At 74.3% G+C, this 23,486-nt stretch carries 21 protein-coding genes; 2 read left to right on the top strand and 19 right to left on the bottom strand.

The features are described from left to right. Positions 1–16: 16 nt before the first annotated feature. The 4 genes from OG900_12985 to OG900_12970 all read right to left on the bottom strand — a co-directional run bounded on the left by OG900_12985 (position 17) and on the right by OG900_12970 (position 6,550). Complete coding sequence (locus tag OG900_12985; GenBank protein WUH90918.1) at positions 17–721, bottom strand: DUF5825 family protein; 705 nt, start codon at positions 719–721, stop codon at positions 17–19. A 55-nt stretch (positions 722–776) separates the two neighbouring features. Beyond that, positions 777–2,747 carry a RiPP maturation radical SAM C-methyltransferase gene (locus OG900_12980; GenBank protein WUH90917.1) on the bottom strand — a complete coding sequence of 657 codons (1,971 nt, stop codon included), beginning with the start codon at positions 2,745–2,747 and terminating at the stop codon, positions 777–779. Positions 2,748–3,089: 342 nt separating this feature from the next. Further along, positions 3,090–5,243 (bottom strand): prolyl oligopeptidase family serine peptidase, encoded by a 2,154-nt coding sequence (locus OG900_12975; GenBank protein WUH90916.1) that lies wholly within the window; start codon positions 5,241–5,243, stop codon positions 3,090–3,092. After that, on the bottom strand, positions 5,240–6,550 hold the full coding sequence (locus OG900_12970; GenBank protein WUH90915.1) for an MFS transporter: 1,311 nt from the start codon (positions 6,548–6,550) through the stop codon (positions 5,240–5,242). The genes OG900_12975 and OG900_12970 overlap by 4 nt, the downstream gene beginning before the upstream one ends. Before the next feature lie 611 nt (positions 6,551–7,161). Here OG900_12970 and OG900_12965 point away from each other — a divergent pair. Then, a complete protein-coding gene (locus OG900_12965; GenBank protein ID WUH90914.1) occupies positions 7,162–8,844 on the top strand; it encodes an FAD-dependent oxidoreductase in 1,683 nt (560 codons plus the stop codon). 25 nt (positions 8,845–8,869) lie between these two features. On the opposite strand, the gene OG900_12960 is transcribed toward OG900_12965, so the two are convergent. The 10 genes from OG900_12960 to OG900_12915 all read right to left on the bottom strand — a co-directional run bounded on the left by OG900_12960 (position 8,870) and on the right by OG900_12915 (position 19,560). Then, on the bottom strand, positions 8,870–11,140 hold the full coding sequence (locus OG900_12960; GenBank protein WUH90913.1) for a SpoIIE family protein phosphatase: 2,271 nt from the start codon (positions 11,138–11,140) through the stop codon (positions 8,870–8,872). Further along, the gene (locus OG900_12955) at positions 11,137–11,619 is read right to left on the bottom strand and encodes a hypothetical protein (protein WUH90912.1); all 483 of its coding nucleotides are present in this window, start codon (positions 11,617–11,619) and stop codon (positions 11,137–11,139) included. The genes OG900_12960 and OG900_12955 overlap by 4 nt, the downstream gene beginning before the upstream one ends. A gap of 25 nt (positions 11,620–11,644) precedes the next feature. Beyond that, positions 11,645–13,072: a molybdopterin-dependent oxidoreductase gene (locus OG900_12950; protein WUH90911.1), complete on the bottom strand. Its 1,428-nt coding sequence runs from the start codon at positions 13,070–13,072 to the stop codon at positions 11,645–11,647. 229 nt (positions 13,073–13,301) lie between these two features. Next, positions 13,302–14,771 (bottom strand): hypothetical protein, encoded by a 1,470-nt coding sequence (locus OG900_12945; protein ID WUH90910.1) that lies wholly within the window; start codon positions 14,769–14,771, stop codon positions 13,302–13,304. Then, on the bottom strand, positions 14,768–15,445 hold the full coding sequence (locus OG900_12940; GenBank protein WUH90909.1) for a class I SAM-dependent methyltransferase: 678 nt from the start codon (positions 15,443–15,445) through the stop codon (positions 14,768–14,770). The genes OG900_12945 and OG900_12940 overlap by 4 nt, the downstream gene beginning before the upstream one ends. Continuing rightward, positions 15,442–16,140 (bottom strand): DUF2064 domain-containing protein, encoded by a 699-nt coding sequence (locus OG900_12935; protein ID WUH90908.1) that lies wholly within the window; start codon positions 16,138–16,140, stop codon positions 15,442–15,444. Before OG900_12935 ends, OG900_12940 begins: the two co-directional genes overlap by 4 nt. Continuing rightward, positions 16,137–16,862 (bottom strand): glycosyltransferase family 2 protein, encoded by a 726-nt coding sequence (locus OG900_12930; GenBank protein ID WUH90907.1) that lies wholly within the window; start codon positions 16,860–16,862, stop codon positions 16,137–16,139. Before OG900_12930 ends, OG900_12935 begins: the two co-directional genes overlap by 4 nt. Continuing rightward, positions 16,855–18,024 carry an NAD-dependent epimerase/dehydratase family protein gene (locus OG900_12925; GenBank protein ID WUH90906.1) on the bottom strand — a complete coding sequence of 390 codons (1,170 nt, stop codon included), beginning with the start codon at positions 18,022–18,024 and terminating at the stop codon, positions 16,855–16,857. Before OG900_12925 ends, OG900_12930 begins: the two co-directional genes overlap by 8 nt. 289 nt (positions 18,025–18,313) lie before the next feature. Further along, entirely contained in the window at positions 18,314–18,442 is a 129-nt protein-coding gene (locus OG900_12920; GenBank protein ID WUH90905.1) for a hypothetical protein, read from the bottom strand. Positions 18,443–18,513: 71 nt separating this feature from the next. Beyond that, on the bottom strand, positions 18,514–19,560 hold the full coding sequence (locus OG900_12915; GenBank protein WUH90904.1) for a PQQ-like beta-propeller repeat protein: 1,047 nt from the start codon (positions 19,558–19,560) through the stop codon (positions 18,514–18,516). Positions 19,561–19,600: 40 nt separating this feature from the next. Between OG900_12915 and OG900_12910 the strand changes: the two genes are divergently transcribed. After that, positions 19,601–19,945, top strand: coding sequence for a hypothetical protein (locus OG900_12910; protein WUH90903.1), 345 nt, complete (start codon positions 19,601–19,603; stop codon positions 19,943–19,945). Here the strand turns inward: OG900_12910 and OG900_12905 are convergent. From OG900_12905 to eda, 5 genes are all read right to left on the bottom strand, one after another. Further along, the gene (locus tag OG900_12905; GenBank protein WUH90902.1) at positions 19,932–20,519 is read right to left on the bottom strand and encodes a hypothetical protein; all 588 of its coding nucleotides are present in this window, start codon (positions 20,517–20,519) and stop codon (positions 19,932–19,934) included. The two genes, OG900_12910 and OG900_12905, sit on opposite strands and share 14 nt — an antisense overlap. Positions 20,520–20,658: 139 nt before the next feature. Continuing rightward, positions 20,659–21,186 (bottom strand): sigma-70 family RNA polymerase sigma factor, encoded by a 528-nt coding sequence (locus OG900_12900; GenBank protein ID WUH90901.1) that lies wholly within the window; start codon positions 21,184–21,186, stop codon positions 20,659–20,661. Positions 21,187–21,345: 159 nt separating this feature from the next. Further along, positions 21,346–21,666: a hypothetical protein gene (locus OG900_12895; protein ID WUH90900.1), complete on the bottom strand. Its 321-nt coding sequence runs from the start codon at positions 21,664–21,666 to the stop codon at positions 21,346–21,348. Beyond that, a complete protein-coding gene (locus OG900_12890) occupies positions 21,657–22,598 on the bottom strand; it encodes a sugar kinase (GenBank protein ID WUH95737.1) in 942 nt (313 codons plus the stop codon). The genes OG900_12895 and OG900_12890 overlap by 10 nt, the downstream gene beginning before the upstream one ends. Positions 22,599–22,770: 172 nt before the next feature. Next, positions 22,771–23,424 carry a bifunctional 4-hydroxy-2-oxoglutarate aldolase/2-dehydro-3-deoxy-phosphogluconate aldolase gene (gene eda / locus OG900_12885; GenBank protein ID WUH90899.1) on the bottom strand — a complete coding sequence of 218 codons (654 nt, stop codon included), beginning with the start codon at positions 23,422–23,424 and terminating at the stop codon, positions 22,771–22,773. Positions 23,425–23,486: the final 62 nt, after the last annotated feature.

Here is a 23,486-nt window from a genome sequence, read left to right as displayed (position 1 = left end):
CGGCGGCGGGCGCGGCTCACACCATGATGCCGCCGCGGCTCCAGCGGGTGACCCGGTAGGGCGCCCACCAGTTCAGCGGGCCGAAGGGGAGGACCAGCCGCTCGCCGAGGAAGTCGGACAGCGCGTCGTCCGGCACGTCCTCGGCGGGGGCGCCGTAGGAGAGCCGGACGATCGCCTCCTGGTAGTGCGGCTCGTCCACGGTGAACCGCGCCAGGCCGCCCCAACGCCGGTCGCGGATCTGGACGAAGCCGGGGCCCTGGCGCCACAGGCACAGCCCGACATAGTGGCCTTCGCGCCAGGCGCGGAGCTGGTCGGCGGCAGCTTCGGCGGGCAGACCGAGCAGCTGCTGGGGCGGCTGGAGGTGGCCCAGCGCCCGCCAGCCCTCCGGGTCGTCCGCGGCCGTGCGCAGCGTCCATTCCACCAGCACCGCACGGGCCGTCAGGTCCCGGACCAGGCTCAGCTCGCGCACCGTCCGCAGCGCGCCGTCCGCGCTGCCCGCGTCGGTGAGGTCGACGGTCTCCGCCAGGCGTACCCGCCGTGCGCCGTCCGCCCACAGCAGGGCCGCCTCCTCGGCGACGGGCCCGGTCAGCAGGCGCTCGCCCAGCCCCATGCCGGGAAGGGCGCAGACCTCGGGGTCGTAGTCGCGCCACGCGGTGACAGCCAGTACGCCGGAGTCCGCAGCGGCGGGCGCGCCGTCGGTCGGGGCGGTGCTCGTGGTCATCGGGCTGAACCTCCTGGGACGGGGACGGGGACTGCTCCGGCGGTGTACGGGTGGGTCACAGGCGGGCGAGCGGCTGGGGCTCGGCGGCGACCGCTGCGGGCACGGGCGCCTCGGCCGGCTCCGGGGCCTCCTCGGGCATGAGGTCGTGGGCTCGCCGCATGAACTCCAGGTGCAGCAGCGCCTGGTTGACCGCGGGCGGCGCAATCTGCACCCAGTGGCCGCTGTCGGTGAAGACCAGTCCGAGGCCGAGCCAGCTGTCGAGCAGCGCGCGGACGCGCTCCTCCGCCGCCGCCGCGTCGAGGCCCGTCTCGCCCGCGGCCTTGCGGGCGAGCACCGCGGGGGTGTGCGGCTGGTCCAGCAGCCGGAAGACGGCCAGCTCGAACGGGTCGGTCAGCTCCATCCGCCGCCATGCGAAGCCGGGCCGGTCGCTGACCAGCACGACCCGGTCGCCGAGGTCGGTGTGGGTAAGCCGCGCCCCCGGGTGCGCGGCCAGCCAGGCGGCGAGGGCCGCGTCCAGCGACGCTGCCGTCTCCTTGCCGATGCCGCGGTTGGGGGAGGCGAAGACATACGCCAGGTCGTAGAGCTCCGCCTCCGGCAGGTCGTAGATCAGCGAGTAGAAGCCGGCCGGGCGCAGGCCGGAGAAGCCCAGCTCCGGGCGGTTGAAATAGGGGCTGAAGCGCTCGATGGCGATACGGCTGGCCTCGTCGGCCGGCGGGTCGAGGTGCGCCAGCGCCGGGAGCTGGGTGATCACCGGGTCGTAGTCCTCGGCGGACTCGCCGGGGAAGCCGTAGAGGTAGTTCCACGACACCGACAGGCCGAACTCGGCGGCGTCCCGCAGCATGCGGACGTTCTGGCAGCCGGTGACGCCCTTGTCCATCAGGCCGAGCACCCGGCTGTTGAGGCTCTCGATGCCCGGCTGCACGTAGATCAGGCCGGCCTCGGCGAGCGTACGCAGCTGGTGGCGCCGCATGTTGGCCTTGATCTCGATGTGCAGCCGCAGATCGTTGCCGCTGTCCGCCATCCGCGGCAGCACCGTGGTGAGGTAGCCCATGTCGAGGATGTTGTCGACGACGTACATGTCGAGCACCCGGTGCCGGGCGGCGAGCGAGGTGATCTCGTCGTAGAAGGTCTCCGGGGGCTTGCTGCGGAATTCCATGAACGAGCCGTTGAGGCCGCAGAAGGTGCAGTGGTGCTTCTGCCCCCACCAGCAGCCCCGCGCCCCCTCGACCACGAGCTTGGGCTCGACCCAGTTGCGGGCCACCGAGCTGGCCAGCCGCTCGAAGTAGCCGGTGTAGTCCGGGGAGGGGATGGCCGCCGGCGGCAGCGGGCGGGCGGCGATCGGGTTGACGACGCTCGTGCCGTCGGCGGCACGGTGGCACAGCCCCGGCACCTCGGACAGGTCGGTCTCGCCGCGCACCAGCGCGTTCAGCAGCGCCGGGAAAGCGGCTTCGCCCTCGCCGCGCACCACGTGGTCGACGAACGGGAAGTTGCGGTGCAGCGCCGAGCCCTGCTCCCCGTCGCAGTTGGCGCCGCCCATCGCCGTGACGATGCGCGGGTCGAGCTGCTTGATCCGGCGGGCGGCGGCGAGCACGGCGGTGTTCTGCTGGAAGGTGGAGGTGAAGCCCACGAAGTCGGGCTCCATCGCGACCACCTTGCGGGCGATCTCGTCCACGAACTCCGGCGCGAGGCGGTGCAGTTCGCGGGTGATGCGCATCCGCTCCGGGTCGAGCCTCGACTCCATCGCGGTGGTGAACTCGGCGTCGCGCCACTGCGGGTCGTCGTAGAGCGCCGAGGAGAAGACCCAGTCGCCGCATCCGAGGAAGTACGAGGACAGGGAGTAGTACTCGTAGTCGCGGGCGGTGAAGGTGGCGCGCTCGGTGATCCAGTCGGCGAACTCCAGCTGGGCCTGGAGGACTTCGGCGTCGGCACCCGGCACGTGCTCGTCCACGGTGCGCTTGAGGATGCCGAGCGCGAGCGAGGGGACGTCGATCGGGGACCACGGCATGTTGATCAGCAGGACGCGCAAGACGACTCCTCGTGGACGGCCGGGCCGGGCGGGCGCACGGACTTGGTTGGCGCGCGGACTTGTCGGGCACACGGACTTGTCGGGCAAAGGGGGCTGCGGGAGGTACGGGCTCCGCGACTCGACGGGCCTGCGGACCGGGCCGCCCGGTCCGCAGACCCGCCAGACGGGTCGCCCGATCACACCGGCCGGGCCGACGGGCGGTCGGCCCGGCCGGACCGGTCAGATCTCCGGCTGGTCGTCGGGCTGAGCGACGCTGATCCTGACCGTCACACCGACGGAGACCGAGCGGTTCTCCTCCTCGTCGGTGAGCGGGTCGTTGTGAATGAGGTCCTTCTGCATGGCCTACTCCTCGTCTCGACGTACACGGGTGGTGCCTGACGGTGCGGACGTCGCAGGACCGGGGTCCTGCGGGCTGTCCGCGGCCTTCCGCCGTTCGGCGGAAGGAGCAGGGGGCGCGGCGGCGGGGCCGCGCAGTTCGCGGAGCAGGAAGAGCACGGCGCGGCGCAGCAGGGCCGCGTGATCGGCCCCGGTGTAGCCGTTGTGCCCGGTGTCCAGCCACATCGACTCGTGGCGCACCCCGGCCGCGTCCAGCGCCGCCAGGTAGCCGCGCACCTGGCCGGGCGGGCATTTGACGTCCCGGGTCGCCGCGATCACCAGCAGCGGGGCGCGGACCTCGGCCGCGTAATGCAGCGGGGAGCTGCGCCGGTAGGCCTCGGGCACCTCGTCCGGGGTGCCGCCGAACAGCCGCTCGTCCAGGGCGCGCAGGGCGCCGGTCGTGGTGCGGTAGGCGGTCACGCTGTCGGCGACGGGCTTGACGGCGACGCCGGCCTGCCACAGGTCGGGACGCGTGCCGAGCGCCAGCAGCGTGAGGTAGCCGCCCCACGAGGTGCCCCACAGGGCGACCGCGTCGGGCCGGACCAGGCCACGGCCGACGAGATCCGCGCGGACGGCGGCCAGGTCCTCCACCTGGGTCAGCCCCACACCGGACTCGAACGCCCGCCGCCAGCGGGGGCCGTAGCCGGTCGACCCGCGGTAGTTGACCCGGGCCACCGCCAGCCCCGCGCCGACCAGCGAGTGCACCACGCCGTCGTACGCGTCCCGGTCGTGGTCCGCCGGGCCTCCGTGGACGAGGAAGACCACCGGGGGTGCGGTGGCGCCGTGCGGTTCCGGCAGGCTCAGCCAGGTGTGTACGGGCCCGCCGGGGCCCTGCGTCCACAGGTCGCGGTGGGTGCCGGGGATGACGTCGAAGAAGCCGTCGCCGTCCGTGCCGCCGTCCTCGGAGCCGTCGTCCTCGCCGCCGGCCGGCGGCAGCGGCGTGCCGGCGGTGGAGTGCGCCCGGGGCGGGTGCGCGGTGTCCGTCCACAGCCAGTGCAGATCACCGCCCGCACGGGGTGCGGCGTCGAGCAGCGTCCCGGGCGGTACCGGCAGTCGGGTGAGCGTGCCGGAGTCGAGGTCCGCGCGGTGCAGCCGGCTGCGGCCGTGCCGCTCCTGGCGGACGAGCACGGACCGGGCGGACGGGCCCGCCGGATACCAGCGGGCGGTGATCTCGGTGTCGAAGGACCACGAGTAGGCCCGCAGGCCGGTGTCCGGACGCCAACCGGCCAGCTGGTAGCCGCCGTCGGCCTCCCTCACCAGCAGCAGCTCGGGGTGCGGGCAGCCCGGCGCGGGGACCGCGGAGAAGCCGCGGCACCACAGGGCGCCGCCGGTTCCGGGCAGGACCGCGCGGACGGCGCCGGCCGCGCCTTCGGCGCCGAGGTCGGTCACGGGGTGCTGGCGGACGCCGCCGTCCGTGCTGTACGCGCTGCCCGCAGCCGCCGCGCCGCGTGCGCCCTCCGTACCGCTCGCGCCCTCCGTACCGCCCGCGCCTTCGGCGCATTCCGCGCTGAGGATGGTCACCGCGTGCTCGGACCGGGCCGAGCCGGTGACCGCCACCAGCAGAGTCCCTCCGGTGGCGGCGGCGCCGGAGACGGAGGCGAAGCGGTCCAGCCGGGCGATCTGCCGGGCCGGGCCGCCGCGCGTGCCGCGCAGGACGGCGGTGCTGTCGCCGTAGCCGATGCCCATGACGACGGTGCCGTCGTCGCCCACCCACAGGCCGCGCGGCGTACCGGGGGCCACGCCGGAAAGGCCGTGGCGGTCCGGGCCGCCCGCGAAGGGCTGGAAGCACCAGCGGCCCAGCCCGTCGGCGTCCTCGTCGAACCACCAGACGTGGTCGCCCGGGTCGATCGTCGCGCGGAGCGTGCCGAGCGGCCGGTCGGTGACCTGCCGTGCCTGTCCGGTGGCCGCGTCCCAGGTGAAGACCTCGCAGCGGCCGCCCGCGTCGGCGGTGAAGACCATGTGCGCCGGGTCGTTCGCGCACGGGTCGGGCAGCGCCGGGACGAACAGCCGGTAGCGGGCGCGCCGGCCGCCGGGGGCGGCCGTGGTAGTGCCGGAGCGGGTCGGGCCGGGGGCGGTGGCCCTGACGGTGTGCGCGGGCCCGGGGGCGGTGGCGGGCCTCATGCGGGGTCCTCCAGCGGCAGGGGGCGGGGCCCGCCCAGGGTGGTGCGCAGCGCCAGGGCGGCCAGCAGGGCCGCGCAGGCCAGGGGAGGCGCGGCGGTGCCGACCCGCCCGGCGAGCGTGCCCGTCAGCGCCGGGGCCAGCGCGGCGGCCAGGCCCGCGCACACCGTCAGGGCGGCCGCCACCCGGGCCTGGGCCCCGGGCGGCACCGCCCGGACCGCGCACGCCTGGAGCACCACGGAGGTCAGCGGAAGCAGCAGGCAGATGGAGGCGAACAGCGCGCCGAAGGCCCAGGCGCTGCCGGCCGTCGCGAGGCCGGCGACCGGCGGCAGCAGCAGCCAGGTGACCGCCACCAGCACCCGGCGGGCGCCCAGCCGGGCCACCAGCGAGGGCGCCGCCAGCGCGCCGACCAGCCCCGCCGTGCCGGACACCCCGAGCACCAGGCCCATCGGGGCGGCGCCGTGCCCGTGCCGGCTGAGCGCGAAGACCGTCTGGTAGGTCAGCGCGGCCAGCACACCGTTGACGGTGGTGGCCCACAGCAGGACCAGCCGCAGGAGCGGCGAGGAGCGGACCATGCGCAGCCCGGCGCGCAGGCCGTCCTCCTTCGCCTTGCCGCGCCGCCCTCCCGAGGGCGCCGGGGCCGGCGCGTCGGCCGCCCGCAGGTCCGAGGCCATGGACCGTACGCACACGGCCGTCACCGCGTAGGAGACCGCGTCCACGACGAAGGGCAGGACCCGGGAGACCTGGTAGAGCGCACCGCCCAGGGCCGGCCCCAGGATCAGCGCCCCCTGCTCGCCGGCCTCGACGCCGGCCACCACGTGCGGGACCTCCGCCGGCGCGGCGAGCAGGGCCACCGTGCCCGGTGCCGCGGCCTTGTAGCAGGCGGCGGCGACGCACTCCACCAGCACCGCGCCGAGCAGCAGGGTGAGCGGGGGGTGCCCGCCGGCCAGCGCCATCGCCAGGACGCCCATGGCCAGCGCCGCGACGACGGCCGACCAGAACATCACCGCCTTCCGGGCGCCCCGGTCGGCCGGCCACGCCACAAGCGGCGCCACCAGCAGTCCCGTCGCGGTGCAGGCACTGGCGACGACGCCCACGACGGCGGGGGAGTAGCCCAGCCCCAGCAGCACCAGCGGCAGCACGATGCCGGAGGCGTTGCTGCCGATCGCGTCCGTCGCGCAGGCGACCCACAGGAGGACGACGTCCCGGCCCGGCCGGAAGCGCCCGGACGCTGCCGCCTTCGCGCTCCCCTCCGGGCCACCGGGGCGCGCGGCGCCCGCTGTCCCCGTCTCGGAAGTCGCCTGTGACACGCGTAGTCCCCGCTCTCGCTCGCGCCCTCGTACGAGGGGCGCCACCTGTCCGATGCCGTTCGCAAACCATGAGCCAGTCGTGCGTGATCGGTAGGACGTGACGAGCAGAGGCGGGCGTTGAACCGGGCACGCCGTGAAACGAGGCGCCAGCGTAGGCAGCGCGTATCGGCTGGGACAAGAAACCCGATCCGGCAAGAGGGCGATTTTGCACTGCTGTTCGACCGGCGGGGTACGGGGCCGGTCCTGACCGGAGGACTTACGGCTGCCCGGCGCAGGGGTGCCCCCGGCAGGGCGCCGCCCGTACGCGACCGGGCACGACGCCCCTTGCCCCGGGCCGCCACCGACCGCCGCGTCCCGCCCTGCCCGGCCGCACCCGGGCCGCGCGCGGCGCCGGCGAATGACCGGAACCGGCCGTTCCCTCGCCTGGCGACAGCTTCCCCGCGAGTCGGGCACGCGGTGGCGGGTACGTCGTCGCACCGGCGGCGTACCGCTTGGCCCTGCCTCGCCACCCTCGGCATGTCGGCCCCACACGCCGTCGATCGCGCGAAACCGGGACTCGACCCCGACGGGGATAGCCTGGGGCGACCTGTCACGAATTGAGGCGAATGACGATGGAGCCGGAATCCGGGTCGCCGAATCCGCGGACTCCTTCTCAGGGGGAGGCTTCACCGCGACTGACGGACGAGCAGCAGGCCCGGCTCGCCTCGTACGGGAGCGCCCAGGACGTGCGGCGCGGCGACGTGGTCTTCCGCCCCGGTGAACCGGCCTACGACCTGATCGTGATGGAGTCCGGGACCATCGAGCTGGTGTCGCCGCCGGGCCCGGGTGGCGAAGAGGTGGTCATCGCGACCTACCGGCGCGGCGGCTTCATCGGCGAACTGAACCTGCTGACCGGGCAGACGGTGGGCATGGCCGCCCGGGTGGTGGAGCCGGGACGCGTCCACCGCATCCCCCCGGACCGGTTCCGGCGCCTGATGGCCGACGAGGCGGACCTCTCCGACGTGCTGCTGCGCGCCTTCCTCGCCCGACGGGACCGGCTCCGGGAGAGTGTGGTGGCGCGCAGGCTGGAGATCGTCGGCGTCAGCGCTTCCGCGGAGGGGCTCGCCCTGCGCACCTATGCCGCACGTCAGCGCCTGCCGCACCTCTGGACCGAGGCGGGCAGCCCCGCAGGCCGGCGAATTCTCAGCTCGACAGGGCTCGCCACGGCTGATCTGCCCGTCGTCGTCGCCCAGGACGAGGTGCTGCGCCGGGCCACTCCCGCCGAACTCGCCTCGACGCTCGGCCTGGCCTATCGGGCCGCGGAGGGAGGCCCCGCCGACCTCGTCGTGGTGGGCGCGGGTCCCGCGGGCCTGGCGGCCGCCGTCTACGGCGCCTCCGAGGGGCTCGACACCGTCGTCCTCGACAGGGTCGGGACGGGGGGCCAGGCGGCGGCGAGCTCGCGGATCGAGAACTACCTCGGCTTCCCCTCCGGGCTGAGCGGCGGGGATCTCATGCTGCGGGCCACCTTGCAGGCGCTGAAGTTCGGCGCCCGCCTGTCCAGCCCCTGCCAGGTGGCGGCACTGGAGACCGGCCACCACTACCTGCGCGTCGTCCTGACGGACGGCACCGCCATCGACAGCCGCGCCGTCCTCGTCGCCACCGGCGCCCGCTACCGCACGCTGCCCCTCCCGTCGTGGGAGCGGTTCGAGGGCGCCGGGATCTACTACGCCGCCACCAACCTCGAAGCCCAGGTGTGCGCCGGTCAGCCGGTCTGCGTCGTGGGCGGCGCCAACTCCGCGGGGCAGGCGGCGTTGTACCTGGCCTCACGCGGCTGCGCCGTCACCTTGGCCGTCCGGGGCGCGGACGTCGCCTCGCGGATGTCGTCCTACCTCCTCGACCGGCTTCGCACCGATCCGCGGGTGACCGTACGCCCTTCCACCGAGGTGACCGAACTGCACGGCGGGGAGGGGCTGGAGCGGATCGCCCTGACCGACCGCGTGTCAGGGAAGCGCGCGGAGCAGCCGTGCCGCGGCCTGTTCTGCTTCATCGGCGCGTCCGCGGCCACCGACTGGCTGCCCGATCTGGCCACGGACGCCCGTGGCTTCCTGTGCACCGACGTGCGGTTGGACCCCTACCCGCTCAGCCCGGTGTGGTCGGGGCTCGGGCGTGGCCCGCTCCCTTACGAGACCAGCGAACCAGGCGTCTTCGCCGCGGGCGACGTCCGCTCCGGGTCCGTGAAGCGGGTGGCCGCCGCCGTGGGAGAAGGCGCCGGCGCCGTCCACTCCGTCCACGCCGCCATCGGTACGCCCGTCTGAGCCGTCATCCCTCGGCCGCCTCGGCTCAGCCCGCGGGCAGTTCGGCCCAGACCGTCTTCCCCTTCGTGTGGTACCGCGCGCCCCACTGGTCCGCGAGAGTGGCCAGGATGAACAGCCCGCGACCGGTCTCGTCGACCGTACGGGCGTGTTGCACGTGGGGAGCGCTGCTCGCGGCGTCGCTGACCTCGCAGGTCAGCGTCTGCCCGAGGATCAGGCGCAGCCGCAGGGGCGGTGTCCCGTGCCGGACGGCGTTTCCGACGAGTTCGCTGACGACGAGTTCGGCGGTGAAGGCCGTGTCCCCGCCCGCTCCCCATACGTCCAGCTGGCGGCGGGTCGCCTCCCGGGCGATCGGTGCCGCCTCGGAGCCCGGGGGGAGGTCGAGGGTCAGCACGCGGTCGCGGGGGAGCGCTCTCGTGCGGGCGAGGAGCACCAGCGGCTCACCGGCGCCTTGGCCGGCGCTCTGGCCGGCGTCGATCTCGGCGGCGATGTCGTCGCGGAGGTCCCGCAGCGGCCTGGCCCCCGCGCTGTCCAGAATCCGGCGCAAGGGACCGGACGGCGCCGGTGCCTCGCCGGCGACGGCGGCCGTGCCCATCGCGAGGATGCTCCCCTCCGGGAGGTCGACGGTCTCGGCGGGGAAGGGGGCCGTGCCGGGTCCGGCGAGCGGGGGGCCCGGGGCTACGGACAGGTCGGCGGAGGTCCCGTCGGGAAGGACGGCGAGCGGCTCGGGAAGTCCCGCGCAGGCGACGGTGCAGGTGCGGTCGACCGGGTCGTAGAGCGCGACGGTGCAGTCGGCGGTCAGCGGCCCGTGCTCCGGGAGGTCCGCGGGTGTGTAGCCGGCGGCGAGGCGGGTCGCGGTGTCGTTGAGGCGGGCCAGCAGCTCGTCGGGCCGCAGGTCCATGGCGGCGAGGGTCTGGACGGCCGTACGCAGGAGTCCCACGGTGATCGCGGTGGTGATGCCCTGCCCTGTGACGTCGCCGACGACCAGGAGGGTCCGTTCGCCCGGCAGTTCGATGACGTCGAACCAGGCGCCGCCGCCCGAGGGACTCGGCTGGTGCAGGTGCGCGATCTCCAGGGCCGTCGGCGCGGCCGCCTCCTGGGGGAGCAGCCGTCGCTGCACGGTCTGGGCGAGGACCCACTCGCGCATGTAGCGGCTGACATTGTCCAGGCACAGGGCGGCGTGCGTGCACACGCCGGACGCGACCGTGAGGTCGTCCTCCTCGAAGGGATCCGCATGGCGGTCGCGGGAGAAGCTGACCAGGCCCAGCGCCCGGCCGTGCAGGACGAGCGGCGCCACGATCAGGGAGTGCGCACCGGACTCCCCGACGAGCGCGGCGCGGACCGGATCGGCCCGGAGCCACGCGGTGCCGTCCTCGACCGCGAGCAGCCGGGGCCGGAGGTCGGCCAGGACGTCGGAGAACGGTGTGCCGGCCGGGATCGGGCCCACCTCCGGGCCCGCGAAGGCCGGGTCGGTGCCGCTGACGGCCGCCCGCCGCAGGGGGACACCCGGGCGCACCGGTACGTGCGGCGCCCCCTGCCCGCGGACGATGTCCTCGATCATCTCGACGACGGCGCCGCTCGCGAAGGCGGGCACCACCGCCTCCACCAGCTCCCGGCAGACGGCTCCCAGGTTCAGCCCGTGCCCGACCCGGGCGTGCACCGCCTCCAGCAGCGCCAGGCGGCCCCGGACCTTCTCGCGGTCGGTGACGTCGGTCTCGTACGCCACCAGTCCGAGGACCTCGCCGTCGCCGCCCTCCAGGCGGAAGTAGGAGACCGAGTGCGTACGGTGCCCGGCCTCGCCGGGTACCTGGACGAGCCGGTTCACCGCCGGCCTCCCGTTCCGCAGGACCCGCCGTGCGGCGTCGGCCTCCGCCTCGGACCCCTCCCGCTCGAACACGTCGAAGGGGCGCCCGCCCGCCGGCAGACCGGGGCGGGCGGCGCCCGGACGCACCACCCGCAGCTGATCGTCAAGGACGTGGAGTCCCACCGGGGGCGGCGCGAAGAGGGACGTCAGGACCGCCACGTCCCGCCCGGGAAGGGCGTCCCCGGCCGCAAGGACCCGCCACACCACGGAGGACCCCCGCATCACCGGCTTGACCAGCACCGAGGTGAACTCCGGGAAGTCCTCCCGCCGCAGCTCGTCATTGGCCGCGACCTCCGGCAGGACAGCGGCCACCTCCTGCCCCACGGCGTCCTCGGCGGCCCACCCGAACAGCTCCTCGGCCCGGCGCCCCCACTCGACCACCCGGCCGCCCTCGTCGATGACCACCAGCACGTCACCGCTCCTCGGCCGCGTCACGGCGTGTCCTTCCCGGGCCGGCTCGGGCGTCGGCGGGCCCGCAGGACGCGGAGGCCCAACAGCGCGGCGGACGCGGCGAAGAGGGCGGCGGTGATGAGCAGCCACCGTCCGAGGAAGACGCCCTCGGACAGTCCGGTGTCGCCGGTGTAGGGCCTGGCGAGGTTGAAGACCAGCGGGAACCACACCAGCAGCAGCAGTCCTGACAGGACCACCGGCACCCGCAGGTGGTTGAGATAGGGCGGTCGCGGCTTTCCCGCAGGACCGGTGGCGAGTGCCTGCTGTGCCGCGCGGTCGGCGCCCGAGTAGACGGGTACGAGGACCAGGTCGTGGACGAGCGCGGCGCCGACGACCCAGGCCGCCACCGCGAGCGGGCGGTCGGCCAGCAGCTGCACGGCGGCGTATGCGGCCAGCGCGAGGCAGCCCGCCATGGCGAGCACGTGCAGGGGGCCGGCACCGTAGGCGCGCAGGAGGTGTTTCATCGGGGCACGTCCGTCGGTCGTCGGGTCAGGTCCTGAAGGTGAGGCTGCCGACCCATTTGGTGTTGTTCACCCCGGGGTTGGCCGGGACGATCACCCGGGCGGGAAAGCCGTGGTCCGCGGACAGGTCGGCTCCGTTGACGTGCAGGGCCAGCAGCGACAGCGGGTTGCGGATCTGGTTGCCGGCCAGCAGCACCCGGCTGAAGGCGCCGCCGCGCTGCACCGACTCCACCAGCACGCTGCCCGCCCCTGGCAGGCCGGCGAGAGCCGCCAGATCGGCCAGGCGAAGCCCCGACCAGTGCTGGTCGTCGGTGGACCAGCCCTCCACGCAGGCGATCGGCAGCGCGGCCCGGTGCTGCGGCATCGCGAGCAGGTCGCCGCGGGTGAAGGTCCTGGTGCCGGCGGGGCCGTGCAGACGCAGCCGCCAACCGGGTCCGATGTCCGCGGCGGTGATCCCCACGAAGGCGGCCGTCTTGTTGACCTGGAAGCCGTTGGGCCCGCCGCCGGGGTTGCGTCCGTGCGGGGCCAGCAGCGCGGTGTGGCGCCATGCGCCGCCGATGCTCTGCCCCGCGGTCACCGCCAGCAGCGCCAGCGAGCCGGCGCCGGTCAGCGCGAGAGCCCCGCGCCGGCTCATGGTCGGCGCGGCGGGTGCCGCCGCCACGAGGCCTGCCGCGTCGGCGGCCTCGGGTTCGGTGTGCGCGGTGTCCGTACGCAACACCGTGGACAGCCGCCGCGACCGCAGCGCCCGCCACATCCGGCCCAGCCGCAGGGCCACATGGGCGACGAAGGCGGCGATGAAGACCCATGCGCCGTAGAAGTGCAGCGGGTAGAAGGACCCGGGGAAGATGTAGTGGAGCTGGATGTCCAGGATGCCGGTGGCGAATTCGAAGAGCGCGCCGCCGACCAGCAGGATCAGCGTCAGCCGCTCGACGGCCTGCGCCGGTTTCCGGGCGGGCGGCCAGGTGAAGAGCCGCGGGATCACCGACCACAGTTTGGCCAGCAGCACGGGGACCAAAACCAGCCCGAGGGTCACGTGAACGCCTTGGGTGAGGCGGTAGAGCCAGTAAGGGTGGGTGGGCCACGTGAAGAGGTAGAAGCCCAGGATTCCCCTTTCGGGGGTCGGGTCGTTGAGCCTGCCCAGACGCGGGTTGTACGCCGCGTACGACAGGAGCCCGGTCACGAACACGATGATGATGCCCACCAGCAGCACCAGGCCGAACACCGCGGTCAGCCACGGCCCCCGGATCGGGCTGCGCCAGAAATCAGCGCGGAAGGGACCTGGAGGCGGGGCCCCCGCGAGTCGGGCGGCGCGCTCCCGCAGCCGGCCGACCGTGTCGCGGTACGGAGCCCTTCCGCCGCGACCGCGCTCCTGCCCGGCGGACGCGTCACCGCGCGAAGCGTCCCCGTACGGGCCGCCCTCCTGATTTCCGCCTGCCATCTCGGGCCCTCTGTTCATGAATTGGATGCTCCGGCGATGCTGGGCCCGTCCCCCGCGGGAGGGTTCGGACGCCCTCTGCATCCTGTGGCAGCCGCGCCGGGGAGAAAGGTGCCGCGGGTCTGCGCGGCGGAAGTTTCCACCGGGTGGCCCAATTCCCTTATCCGTACGCCGCTCCGGCGGACGCGCCGCCACGGCGGGCGTGAACGCCGCGAAAGCGCGGGCCGGTTCGAGAACGGAACCCATCGGCTCACCAGTTGGTGAAGAGCAGGTGGTTCACGAGAAGGCCGAGCACGGCCTGCAGGGCGAGCCACCGCCTGTGGTCGCGTCCCGGGAGCAGTGCGGCGGAAGGCAGGAGCCAGGCGGCGAAAGGCAGCCAGATACGTTCCGTCTCGGCCTTGCTCATGCCCGACAGGTCGGCGACCACCATCACGAGCACCGCGGCGCAGGCGAGGAGCACCACGACGTCCGTGTCCGCGGACCTGGCGATGCGCAGCCTGCCGGTGGCGGCAGGCAGTGCCGACAGGGCCCGCCGGGCACCCGCGACGGAGGCGAGTCCGGCGCTGAAGACCACGCAGGCGAAGTCGGCCCAGATCCAGTAACCGTAGGGCCGGACACCGCCGATGCCCTGGTAGTAGCGCTCGACCAGCAGCGGATAGGCCTGCCACCAGGAGAAGCCCGACAGGGTGAAACCCGCGATCACCACCGCGACACCGGGCAGGGCCCAGGCCAGCGGCCTGGCGGTCCTGGCGACGGCCAGTACGGCTGCCGCCAGGACCGCGACGAGGACGAGCCCGTAGGAGAGGTAGGCGCACAGGCCGAGGAGCAGGCCCGCGGCCAGGGCGCCCCCCGCCGGGAAGCGGACCTTTCGGGTGGCGGCCAGGGCCAGGAGGGCCAGGCCCCAGGCGGCGACGGCGCAGAAGTAGCCGTCGGCGGAGGCCCCCACCCAGACCGCGCCGGGCGACAGGGCGAGGAAGGGCGCGGCACGGCGCGCGACGTCCCGGCCGGCCAGTGCGCCGACGGCCACCAGCACCGCGACCGCGGCCGAACCGCCGGTGGTGATGCACCAGGCGGAGGCCCAGCCCCCGCCGCCGAGCCCGAGCCGGTCGAGGCCGACGAAGGTCAGTACGGCACCCGGCGGGTGGCCGGCGATGTGGACGGTCCAGGGCTGCGGCTGCGTCTCCAGGATGTGGTGGGTGAAGTCCCGCAGGGCGGCGTGGACATGGGCGAAGCGGTCGAGCTGCGAGAGGTATTCGAAGGTCGTGGTGAGGCGCCCCGAGACACCGAGCTGCCACCCGTCGACGAGTGCCAGTGACCAGGTCCAGGCCATCGCTGTGGCCCATGCCGCCAGGAGCAGCGCCCGCCACCCCATGCGTACGGCGAGTCGGGGCCCGTAGGCCACCACCGCGACGGCGACGGCCGCCGCAGCGGGCGTGCCGGGGCCGAAGTGCGGCTGCCAGAAGGCCTGCAAGGGTGGCCAGGGCACATGCAGGGTCCCGTCGGACCGCTCGATCGCCGCCCCGACGCCCGCGGCCGCCGCCATCAGCAGGACACCGGCGCAGGCGGCTGCGGCGTCCCGGCGCCGGCCCCGCCGCTCGCGGGACGGGGGCTTCTCCCGCGGGGCCGGGACGGGACGGGGGGCGGCGTAGGGCCCGGGAGGGGAGGGGGCGGGCGCTACGGCGGCGTGCGGTGCGGCGACGGGGTCGGCGGCGTCGGTCATCGCGCGACTGCCTTCCTGAGGGCCAGGAAGCGCCGACCCGACCGGGTCCAGCGGTCCTCCACAGCCAGGCCGTTGGCGCGCGCCACCCTGTCCACGGCCGCGGCGCCCGACCTCGCCCAGGGGAAGGGCGGACCGCCGCGGCCCTCGGCGTCCTCGAAGCGGGCGACGAACCGCTCGTGGACCTCTTCGCGTTCGACCTCGACGACGACGACGCCCCGCGGGTCGATGAGGCGGCCGCACCGGCGCAGGAGCCGCGCGGGGTCGCCGCCGATGCCGATGTTCCCGTCCGCCAGCAGGACGGTGTTCCACCGCCCCTCCACCGGCAGGCGCTCGAAAACCGAGCGGCACAGCGCGGTGCCGCCTGCGGCGGCGGTGAGCGCGGCAGCGGACGGGGCGATGTCCACACCGAGGGACAGCACCCCGCGCCGGCCGAGGGCCGCGGTCAGGCGTCCGGGGCCGCACCCCACGTCGAGGGTCAGCCCCCGGCACCTCTCCAGCATGCTCTCGTCGGCGGCGTCGGGCAGCGCGCACCACCGCTCCACCGGGACCCGGACGCGGTCGCCGCCGCCCCGCAGATACAGCGGCCCGCGCCCGTTCTGCACGGCCAGCGCGTACGGGTCGCGAAGGGCGCCGGGGACCGGCGGCGCGGTGAGGGAGAGCAAGGCGGCGCTCATCCGACGCCTCCCTGCGCCAGGGGCGCTTCGGCGCGTTCGCCATGCGCGAGCCCGGCGCGCTGGGCGGGCAGGAGCGCGGCGAGCCGGGCGGCGAAACGAGTGCCAGGGGCCTGCGCGGCCACCACCGCGGCGTCCTCGGCGGTGTCCACGTCGGTCAGCGCGGCCAGGTCCCGTACGCGCAGGCCGGCGTCCGTCAGCCGGCGCCGCTGGACCTCTCCGGTGCGGGGGTCGGACATGGGCACGCCCAGCACCAGCGCGGGGTCGGGTGCGGCCAGCCCGAGCGCCCAGAAGCCGCCGTCCGTCGCCGGCCCGAACCACGCGTCGACCTCCGGCCGCGTACCGCCGGCCAGGGCCGGTGCCAGCAGCGCAGGCGTGAGCTGGGGGGTGTCCATGCCGACCAGCAGCGCGGGTCCCGTGCAGTCGGCGAAGGCGGCGGCGATGCGGACGTCGAGAGATCCCCGTACCTGCGGACGCACGTCGAAGCCGGACGGCAGCCAGTCGCCCGCCTCGCCGTCGAGGACCAGGACCCGGCGATCCGCGGGAGCGGCGGCCACCGCGGCAAGGGTGTCGGCCAGCGCGGCCTCCGCCAGCCAGGCCGCCTGCCGGGGGCTGTACGGCGGCGACAGCCGGGTCTTCACCCGCCCGGGAACGGGGGCCTTCGCGATGACCAGGACGGTGGTCGGGCGCGACGTCAACGCCTCACCGCCGCATCGGTGGCGTCGCAGGCGTTCAGCAGTGCCCGCATGTCGCGGACCGCGCCGAGGCTCCCGCGCAGGGTGCCGGTGACCTTGGAACGCCCCGTCCTGGGCAGGTAGTCGACGTCCGTCTCCCCCACACGCCACCCGGCCTCGGCGGCCCGCAGGAGCGTCTCCAGCGGGTATCCGGACCGCCGGTCGCGCACCTGAAGGGCGATCAGGGCACTCCGGGACGCCGCACGCATGGGCCCGAGATCGCGCAGGGCGAGGCCGGTGCGGCCGCGCACCCGGCGGAGCAGCTCCCGGTTGGCCAGGCGCGCGGGCGCCGGCCACACCCGCCATCCGACCGGCCTGCGACGCCCCATGACCAGGTCGGCCGTCCCTGCCACGACCGGAGCGACCACGCGCGGCAGTTGCCGGGGGTCCAGCGTGGTGTCGCAGTCGCAGAAGCACACGACGTCGGCGGTCGCCGCGCGCAGCCCGGCATGGCAGGCGGCACCGAACCCGCGCGTCGGCTCCTCGACCACCGTCGCGCCCAGGTCGCGCGCCAGGTCCGCCGACCCGTCGGTGGACCCGTTGTCGACCACCAGGGCGCGGTATCCGGCCGGGATGCGGTCCAGCACCCACGCGAGGGCTCCGGCCTCGTCCAGGCACGGCAGGACGACGTCGACCGACACGGCGGGCTCGGACCCGCTGGTCAACGGGGTGGGGTCATCAGGCATGGTGCCGCCAGGGGAGTAGAGGGTCGGGGCTGGGCCGGGAGCCCGCGGGGAGCGTGCTGCTCCCGCGTGCGGTGCCCGACCGTGGACGTGGAGCTGTGCCGTCGGGCCGGCGAAGCGGCGCGGCGCCGGCGAATTCCGCTATCCCGGCGTCGAACCCCACGGCCGGCCGCCAGCCCAGCTCGGCTCGGGCGCGGTCGGCGGAGGCGGTGATGTGGCGTACGTCCCCCAGCCGGTACTGACCGGTGACGGTGGGACGCGGACCGCGGTGCGCGAGGGCGAGGGCTTCGGCCAGCTCACCGATGGTGTGCGCGGTGCCACTGGCGATGTTGAAGGCGCGCAGCCGCGACGAGGGCGCCCGCGCGGTCCATTCCAGCGCCGCCGCGTTGGCGGCCGCCACGTCCCTCACGTGGACGAAGTCGCGGCGCTGCCCGCCGTCCTCGAAGACCCGCGGCGCCTGGCCGCGGGCCAGGGCCGACAGGAAGAGCGACGCGACACCGGCGTACGGCGTGTCCCGGGGCATCCGCGGGCCGTAGACGTTGTGGTAGCGCAGCGCCGCCGCCCGCCCCCCGGTGATCCGCGCCCACGAGGCGGCCAGGTGCTCCTGCGCCAGCTTGGTCGCCGCGTAGACGTTCCGGGGGTCCGTCCCGGCGTCCTCGGCCACCACTCCGGGCGACAGCGGTGCACCGCAGTCCGGGCACGGCGGCTCGAACCGGCCGGAGTCCAGCGCGGCCGGGTCGCGCGGCCCGGCCGCGACCGCCCCGTGCACCGCACACGTGTAGCGGCCCTCGCCGTAGACGACCATGGAACTCGCCAACACCAGCCTGCCGACACCGGCTTGCCCCATGGCCGCCAGCAGGACCGCCGTACCCAGGTCGTTGCACCCCGCGTAGGCCGGGGCGTCGTCGAGATCCAGGCCGAGCCCCACCATGGCGGCCTGATGGCACACCGCGTCCACGCCGTCCAGAGCCTCGGCCACGGCGACCGGATCCCGCACGTCCCCGTGCAGGAACTCGACCCCGGCAGGCAGCCGCACGGGCGCCCCGGCCGGGTGGACCCCGGGCAGCAACGCGTCCAACACCCGCACCACGGCGCCGGACTCCCGCAGGACCTCCACGACATGGGATCCGATGAAACCGGCGCCGCCAGTGACAAGTACCCGCATATCGCCAAAAGGTACAAGTCATCACCCTGAACTCCCCCCGGACACGCCAGCGACACGCCGCACACCCGCGCCCCTGGCGCCGGCGCCCGCGGCCGCTCCCGCGACTCGGACCGCGCTTTGCGAGGCGCAACAGCCCCGGCCGGCACCGGTGCCCGATGTCCCCGGGGGCTGTCCGTCAGCGGAATTGCTGCGGGGAGGGACCGAGTTGGTCCCGCAGGGTCCTACCGGGACTCCGAGCCGGCTGCCTCTGGAGTCCTGATCCCTCAAGACACCGGACGTCCGGGGCGGATCAGACCTTGATGACGGTGGCGTGCCGACCGCACGGGGCGGTGACGTCTTCCGGGTCGGAGGCCGGAATCGTGACGGGGCCGGGGCCGGGGCCGGGGCCGGGGGCGGCGAGGGCGGTGGCGCCGAGCATGGCGTCGATGGCGTACTCGTGGCCGTGCAGGCGGGAGTGTCATGACTCAGGTAGGGATCTCCTCGAAGGAGTCAGCCGATCGACGGGTAGGCCATGCCCTCACCGGTGTCCTTGTCGTTCACGATGCCGACGTAGGCGTCGACCATGTCGGGAACGATGGTGAGCGCGGTCGATCTGTCGTGGCCGGTGCGGGCGTCGACGATGACGGGTCCGTTGGCGGTCCGCCCGTAGACGGCCCCGTGCCAGACCGCCGTCACGGTGGGGGGTATGCGCGAGCCCTTGGTGGTGGACAGCCACCAGAGATCGTTGGCGGTCTTCGCGTCGAAGGAGATCAGATAGTCGTCGTTGTCGATCGACGTGCATATCGTGGCGCTGCGGTCGTCGTAGCGGCACGAGCCCCATCCGGCCGGCAGCTTCTTCAGTACCACGCCGGTGGTGGCGTTCAGGATGTGGAAGAACCCCTCGCCGCCGGACAAGCCGCTGTCGGAGACCGACAGGCGGTCCGGGGCGAAGTACGCCACGGCTGGGTCGTACTCGTTCCTGTATTTGATCCAGGCTCTCGTCCCGTTCGCGAGGGACAGGGCGGACACGGCCGGTTCGATGCCCTCGTCGGTGCCCACGACCACACCCGTGCCGGTCATGAACGGATGGAAATCATTGCCCCGATGCCACAACGGCCGGCGGGCAACCAGGTCGACGGCGTACGTGGTGGGGGTGCCGTACCCGTCCTCGGCGACAACGACCGCGATGCCGTCCTGGACGCCGATCAGGCTGACCGCGCGGGGCGGGTTTCCGGATTTGCCCCAGTCGGGCAGGTCGGCGAACCGCAGGGTCCACGCGGTCCTGTTGGTCAGGGTGTCCACCGCGGTCAGCTCGATGATCCTCTTACCCCGGGTCGTCCCGTGTCCGGGGACGTCCAGTACGAACATGACCAGCACGAGTGTGCTGCCCCCCACGTCGGCGAGCGACGGTGTGTCCATGATGCCCCTCACCACCGTTTCACCCGGGCCCGGATTCGGGCGGACGGTGTTCAGGGTCGTACCGGTTATGGCGTCGATGATCCGCAGCTCACTCGATTCCGACGTGCCCAGCAGACCCGAGTCCTTCGGCGGAGCCACGTAGACCGCCTGACCATGGAGCAGCTTCAGCCCGTCGGGTATGACGGCACTGGACTCGGTGGCGAATTTCGTCGGCGGATCGAAGGATTTGCGGCTCTGTGTGGGGGGCGCCGACGGCTTCGACGACGCTGAAGAGCCTGACGCGCTCGGCTCGGCGCCGGATTTCGGCGAGCCGGAGTGGCAGGCGCTCACCAAGGCCAAGGAGACAGCGACGGCTGTCAGGCCGGCGGCGAGCCGGCGTGTGGATTTACCCAGGGACCTCATACAGACACTTCCTGTCTTCTGGCTGACGCTTCGAATGGGTCGGCGTCGCGGGATTTCCGGCACCGGCCGCGCGACGGCACCTCCGGGGATAATCAAACTGCGCTCTGCTAAAGAAAGGTGAGGGGAGTTCCGGCCTCGTGGTCCCCGAGCCAGATCGTCCGTTTCGGTTCGTCGTAGTAGCTGATCTCCGCGCAATCTCCCTCCGGTTTCTTTTCAGCGGTCTGGAAGTGGCCGCTCGACCAGCCGGTGAGGCCGTGCTCGGCCAGGAGCCGGTCGACCACGTGCCGGAACTCCGGGTAGGTCACACAGGTGCGCCCGTCGAAGCGGGCCCTGATGTCGCTTCGGAACGCGGCAAGGCCGAGCTGCTCCCGGGTCGGGCCGGTGTAGGGGTCAGCGCGGTGGCGTCCGCACTGGTCCCGGCCCCCCGGGTAGACCTTGATGGACCCCTGCGCGGAGCTGTCGACGCAGGCGGTCAGCTTGCCGGGCGCCGGGCGGCCGAACATCTCCTGCCACTGCTGACGGCAGATGCGTACCGGATCCTGGCTGACGGAGTCAAAGGTGAAGCCGGCATCGCTGTGGTCGCCGCTGACGCAAGTCACGGCGGTCGAGTCAAGAGTGTGGCCCTTGCCGTCACCGGCCACCCACGCACGGGTGCCCGCGGTGACACCGGCCACGGTCAGCGCCACCACCGGCACCAGAACCAGGATCCGTCGGTGCCGCCGTCGTACGCGCCCACGCACCCGCGCAAAGATCCGCGCGGCGGTCGCTGAGCCGGGATCAGTCGCACTGCCGCCCGGATTCGGGTCGCTGCTCCGGAGCATCCCGGCGAGTTCGTCATCGCTCAGCATGGTTCTTTTCCTCTGTCCGATCGCTGTGTTGGCTCGCTGCCTGAAGACGCGCGCGCAGGCGTGCTCTGGCCCGGTGCAGGCGGGTGTCGACGGCGCCGACGGAGATGCCGAGCACCGCGGCGATGTCCTGGCGGGACAGGTCGTCCCAGTAGGCCAGGCGCAGCAGTTCCCGATCAGCGGCTGACGACCGCGCAAGGGCCGCCGCGAGGAGGTCGGCGCCGTCCTGCAAGTGGTGGCTCTCGGTGCGCGGTGGCTCGGGGGGATCAGTCCGCTCAGCGGCTCGCAGCAGCAGCCGGGCCCAACGGCTCTGGGTTCGGGCCTGGTTGGCCAGCACCCGGCGGGCGGTGCCCAGCAGCCACAACACCGCCTCCTCCTCGTCCGAGGGCAGTTGGCGTCGTCGCCGCCAGGCCACCGCGTACACCTCGGCCACCACGTCATGCGCTGCCGACTCGCTGGTCCGGCGCAGGCAGTACGCCATCACCCGGCGGAAGGACTGCCGGAACAGTCGTTCCATCTCCGCACTCCGGTCATCCGCGTCCATACTCAGCAATGTCCGCCACAACGCGATGTCTTACGCCTCTCCGGCCACGTCGGCTGAACACCGTGGCGGCGGTAGCCGGAGCACCAGCGGTCGGACGGACCGCCCAGGGGGAGATCCCGGTGACGCGACCGGTCAGGTCCGTGCGCCGCCCGCGATCGCGGTGCGGGCGATCTGGTCCTTCGGGAGGGCGGCGCCCGTGGAGAAGAGCGTCGTGCCGTCGGCGAGGCCGAGCCGGAGACGGGCGGCGGTCGCGGTGGCCCCGCCCTGGCCGAGCGGGACGGACGCGGTGTACTCCACGACGCGGAGGCCGTTCCGCGGGCAGGCGGCGGTCCCCTTCTGGCGAGTGAGGACGACGCCGCCGTCGAAGGGGTACACCCGCGGTATGCGCGCATCGCCGCGCTTCAGGTGGTAAAGCGTCAGACATCTCCGCAGGGAGGCGGATTTCAGGCGCACCCGGCGTCCAGCCGCCCTGCCGGGCCGAGTTGGCGCCACTCCTCCGCCGAGGCGGCCAGCAGTGAGGCGATCCGGTCCGCCGGCGGCAGCACGCCGTGGTCGCCGGGCACCCGCAGGGCGGCGCCCGCGGTGAGGTGGGCCAGCCGCAGGGCTCGCGGGAGCGTCTCGCGCCGGCGCAGTCCGGCCAGGAAGCCGGCGGCGAAGGCGTCGCCCGCGCCGACGGGTTCGACCACCTCGGTCCGCAGGGCTGTCACCGTGTGCGCGACGGCTCCGTCGAAGGCGGTCGCCGCGTGCGCGCCGTCCTTGACCACGAGCAGGCGCGGGCCGGGCAGGAGGCTCCGTACGTCGTCCGGCGTGCCGATCCGGTCGCCCCACAGCGCCTGGGCCTCGTCGAGGCCGACGAAGACCAGGTCGGCGCGGTCGGCGAGGGCTCCCAGCAGGTCGGGGGCGGAGCCGTCCGTCCACAGCGCGGGACGGTGGTTGACGTCGAAGCTGACCGGAAGGGGACCGCGCAGGGCCTCCTCGACCAGTGCCAGGCAGGACGGTGACAGGGCGGCGGTGATGCCGGTCAGGTGCAGCAGCGCCGCGTCCCGTACGGCGGCGCTGCCCAGCAGGCCTGGCCCGAGCGCCGAGGCGGCCGAGCCCCTGCGGTAGTAGTGGACGCGGGTCCCGGCTTTCCCGGGGTCCTTGACCAGCAGTCCGGTCGGCCGGGTCGGGTCGACGCGCACGCCGGTCGTGTCGACCCCGGGCGCTGCCACTTCGGCCAGCACCCGCTGCCCGAAGGGGTCGTCACCGAGTGCCGACACCCAGCGCACGGCTGTGCCGTGGTCGGCGAGGTACATCGCCACGTTCGACTCCGCGCCGGCCGCGGCGACCCGCAGTCCCGCCGCCGCCACGAGCGGGCCCACGGGCTCGGGGACGAGCGCGGCCATGGTCTCGCCGACGCAGACGATCGGGCCTTCGGCGAGGGGGATCACCGTGCGGCCCGCCGCGGACCGGACGTGCCGCGGTGTCCGCGGCGGGCGGACGCAGCGCGTGCTCGGCCGTTTCGCGGGGGCCCCGCCACAGTGCTCGCCGCTGCGGGCCGCGTCACGGGCCGGGCCTTCACCGGTCCCCCCGTCCCCGGCCGGCGTCCCGTACCGCTACCGCCGCCAGGAACGCGCGGGCCCTGACCCGTAGCGCGTCCAGGCTGCCGCCGTCGGCCGCGTCCCCGAGCAGGGGGGATCCGACGCCGACGGCGGTGGCACCGGCGGCGAGGTAGGACCGGGCGGCGGGGGCGTCCACACCGCCGACCGGGACGAAGGCGAGGTCGGGGAAAGGACCGCGCAGGGCGCGGAGGTAGCCGGGGCCGCCGGCCTGCTCCGCGGGGAATATCTTCAGCGCTTCGGCACCCATCCGGCGGGCGGTCACGATGTCGGTGGGCGTCATCACCCCGGCGAGTACCGGCATGCCCAACTCGCGGGCGGTGGTGACCCCTTCGCCGAGCCCGGGGGTGACCGCGAAGTCGGCTCCGGCGGCCTGGGCGGCGCGGGCGTCGTCGGCGGTGAGCACCGTGCCCGCACCGAGCGGAGCGGCGGGCCCGAGGGCGGCGCGGCTCCGGGCGATGACGTCGAGCGCCCCCTTGCCGCTGAGCGATATCTCCACCAGGGCCACGCCCTCCTCCGTCAGGGCCATCACCGCCCGGTGGGCGGCTTCGGGGTCGGTGCCGCGGACGATCGCGACGAGCCGGTGGGTGCGCAGCGCGGTCAGTAGGTCCACGTGCGGGCTCCTTTCCTCTGCTGAGCCGGGCGGTTGGCCCGGCGGGAGACGGGCGGGGCGGG

This window comes from Streptomyces sp. NBC_00433, from assembly GCA_036015235.1.
In the GTDB taxonomy this organism is placed as follows: domain Bacteria; phylum Actinomycetota; class Actinomycetes; order Streptomycetales; family Streptomycetaceae; genus Actinacidiphila.
The sequence above is the reverse complement of the archived record's forward strand: the minus strand, read 5'-3'. Positions and strand labels throughout refer to the sequence as shown.

Coding starts and splice junctions, on each gene's coding strand:
- OG900_12945 (WUH90910.1), bottom strand. CDS start 14,771: ATGACCGACGCCGCCGACCCCGTCGCCGCACCGCACGCCGCCGTAGCG.
- OG900_12950 (WUH90911.1), bottom strand. CDS start 13,072: ATGAACAGAGGGCCCGAGATGGCAGGCGGAAATCAGGAGGGCGGCCCG.
- OG900_12925 (WUH90906.1), bottom strand. CDS start 18,024: ATGCGGGTACTTGTCACTGGCGGCGCCGGTTTCATCGGATCCCATGTC.
- OG900_12940 (WUH90909.1), bottom strand. CDS start 15,445: ATGAGCGCCGCCTTGCTCTCCCTCACCGCGCCGCCGGTCCCCGGCGCC.
- OG900_12955 (WUH90912.1), bottom strand. CDS start 11,619: ATGAAACACCTCCTGCGCGCCTACGGTGCCGGCCCCCTGCACGTGCTC.
- OG900_12975 (WUH90916.1), bottom strand. CDS start 5,243: ATGAGGCCCGCCACCGCCCCCGGGCCCGCGCACACCGTCAGGGCCACC.
- OG900_12890 (WUH95737.1), bottom strand. CDS start 22,598: ATGGCCGCGCTCGTCCCCGAGCCCGTGGGCCCGCTCGTGGCGGCGGCG.
- OG900_12930 (WUH90907.1), bottom strand. CDS start 16,862: ATGCCTGATGACCCCACCCCGTTGACCAGCGGGTCCGAGCCCGCCGTG.
- OG900_12965 (WUH90914.1), top strand. CDS start 7,162: ATGGAGCCGGAATCCGGGTCGCCGAATCCGCGGACTCCTTCTCAGGGG.
- OG900_12910 (WUH90903.1), top strand. CDS start 19,601: ATGACGGCACTGGACTCGGTGGCGAATTTCGTCGGCGGATCGAAGGAT.
- OG900_12900 (WUH90901.1), bottom strand. CDS start 21,186: ATGGAACGACTGTTCCGGCAGTCCTTCCGCCGGGTGATGGCGTACTGC.
- OG900_12920 (WUH90905.1), bottom strand. CDS start 18,442: ATGCTCGGCGCCACCGCCCTCGCCGCCCCCGGCCCCGGCCCCGGCCCC.
- OG900_12985 (WUH90918.1), bottom strand. CDS start 721: ATGACCACGAGCACCGCCCCGACCGACGGCGCGCCCGCCGCTGCGGAC.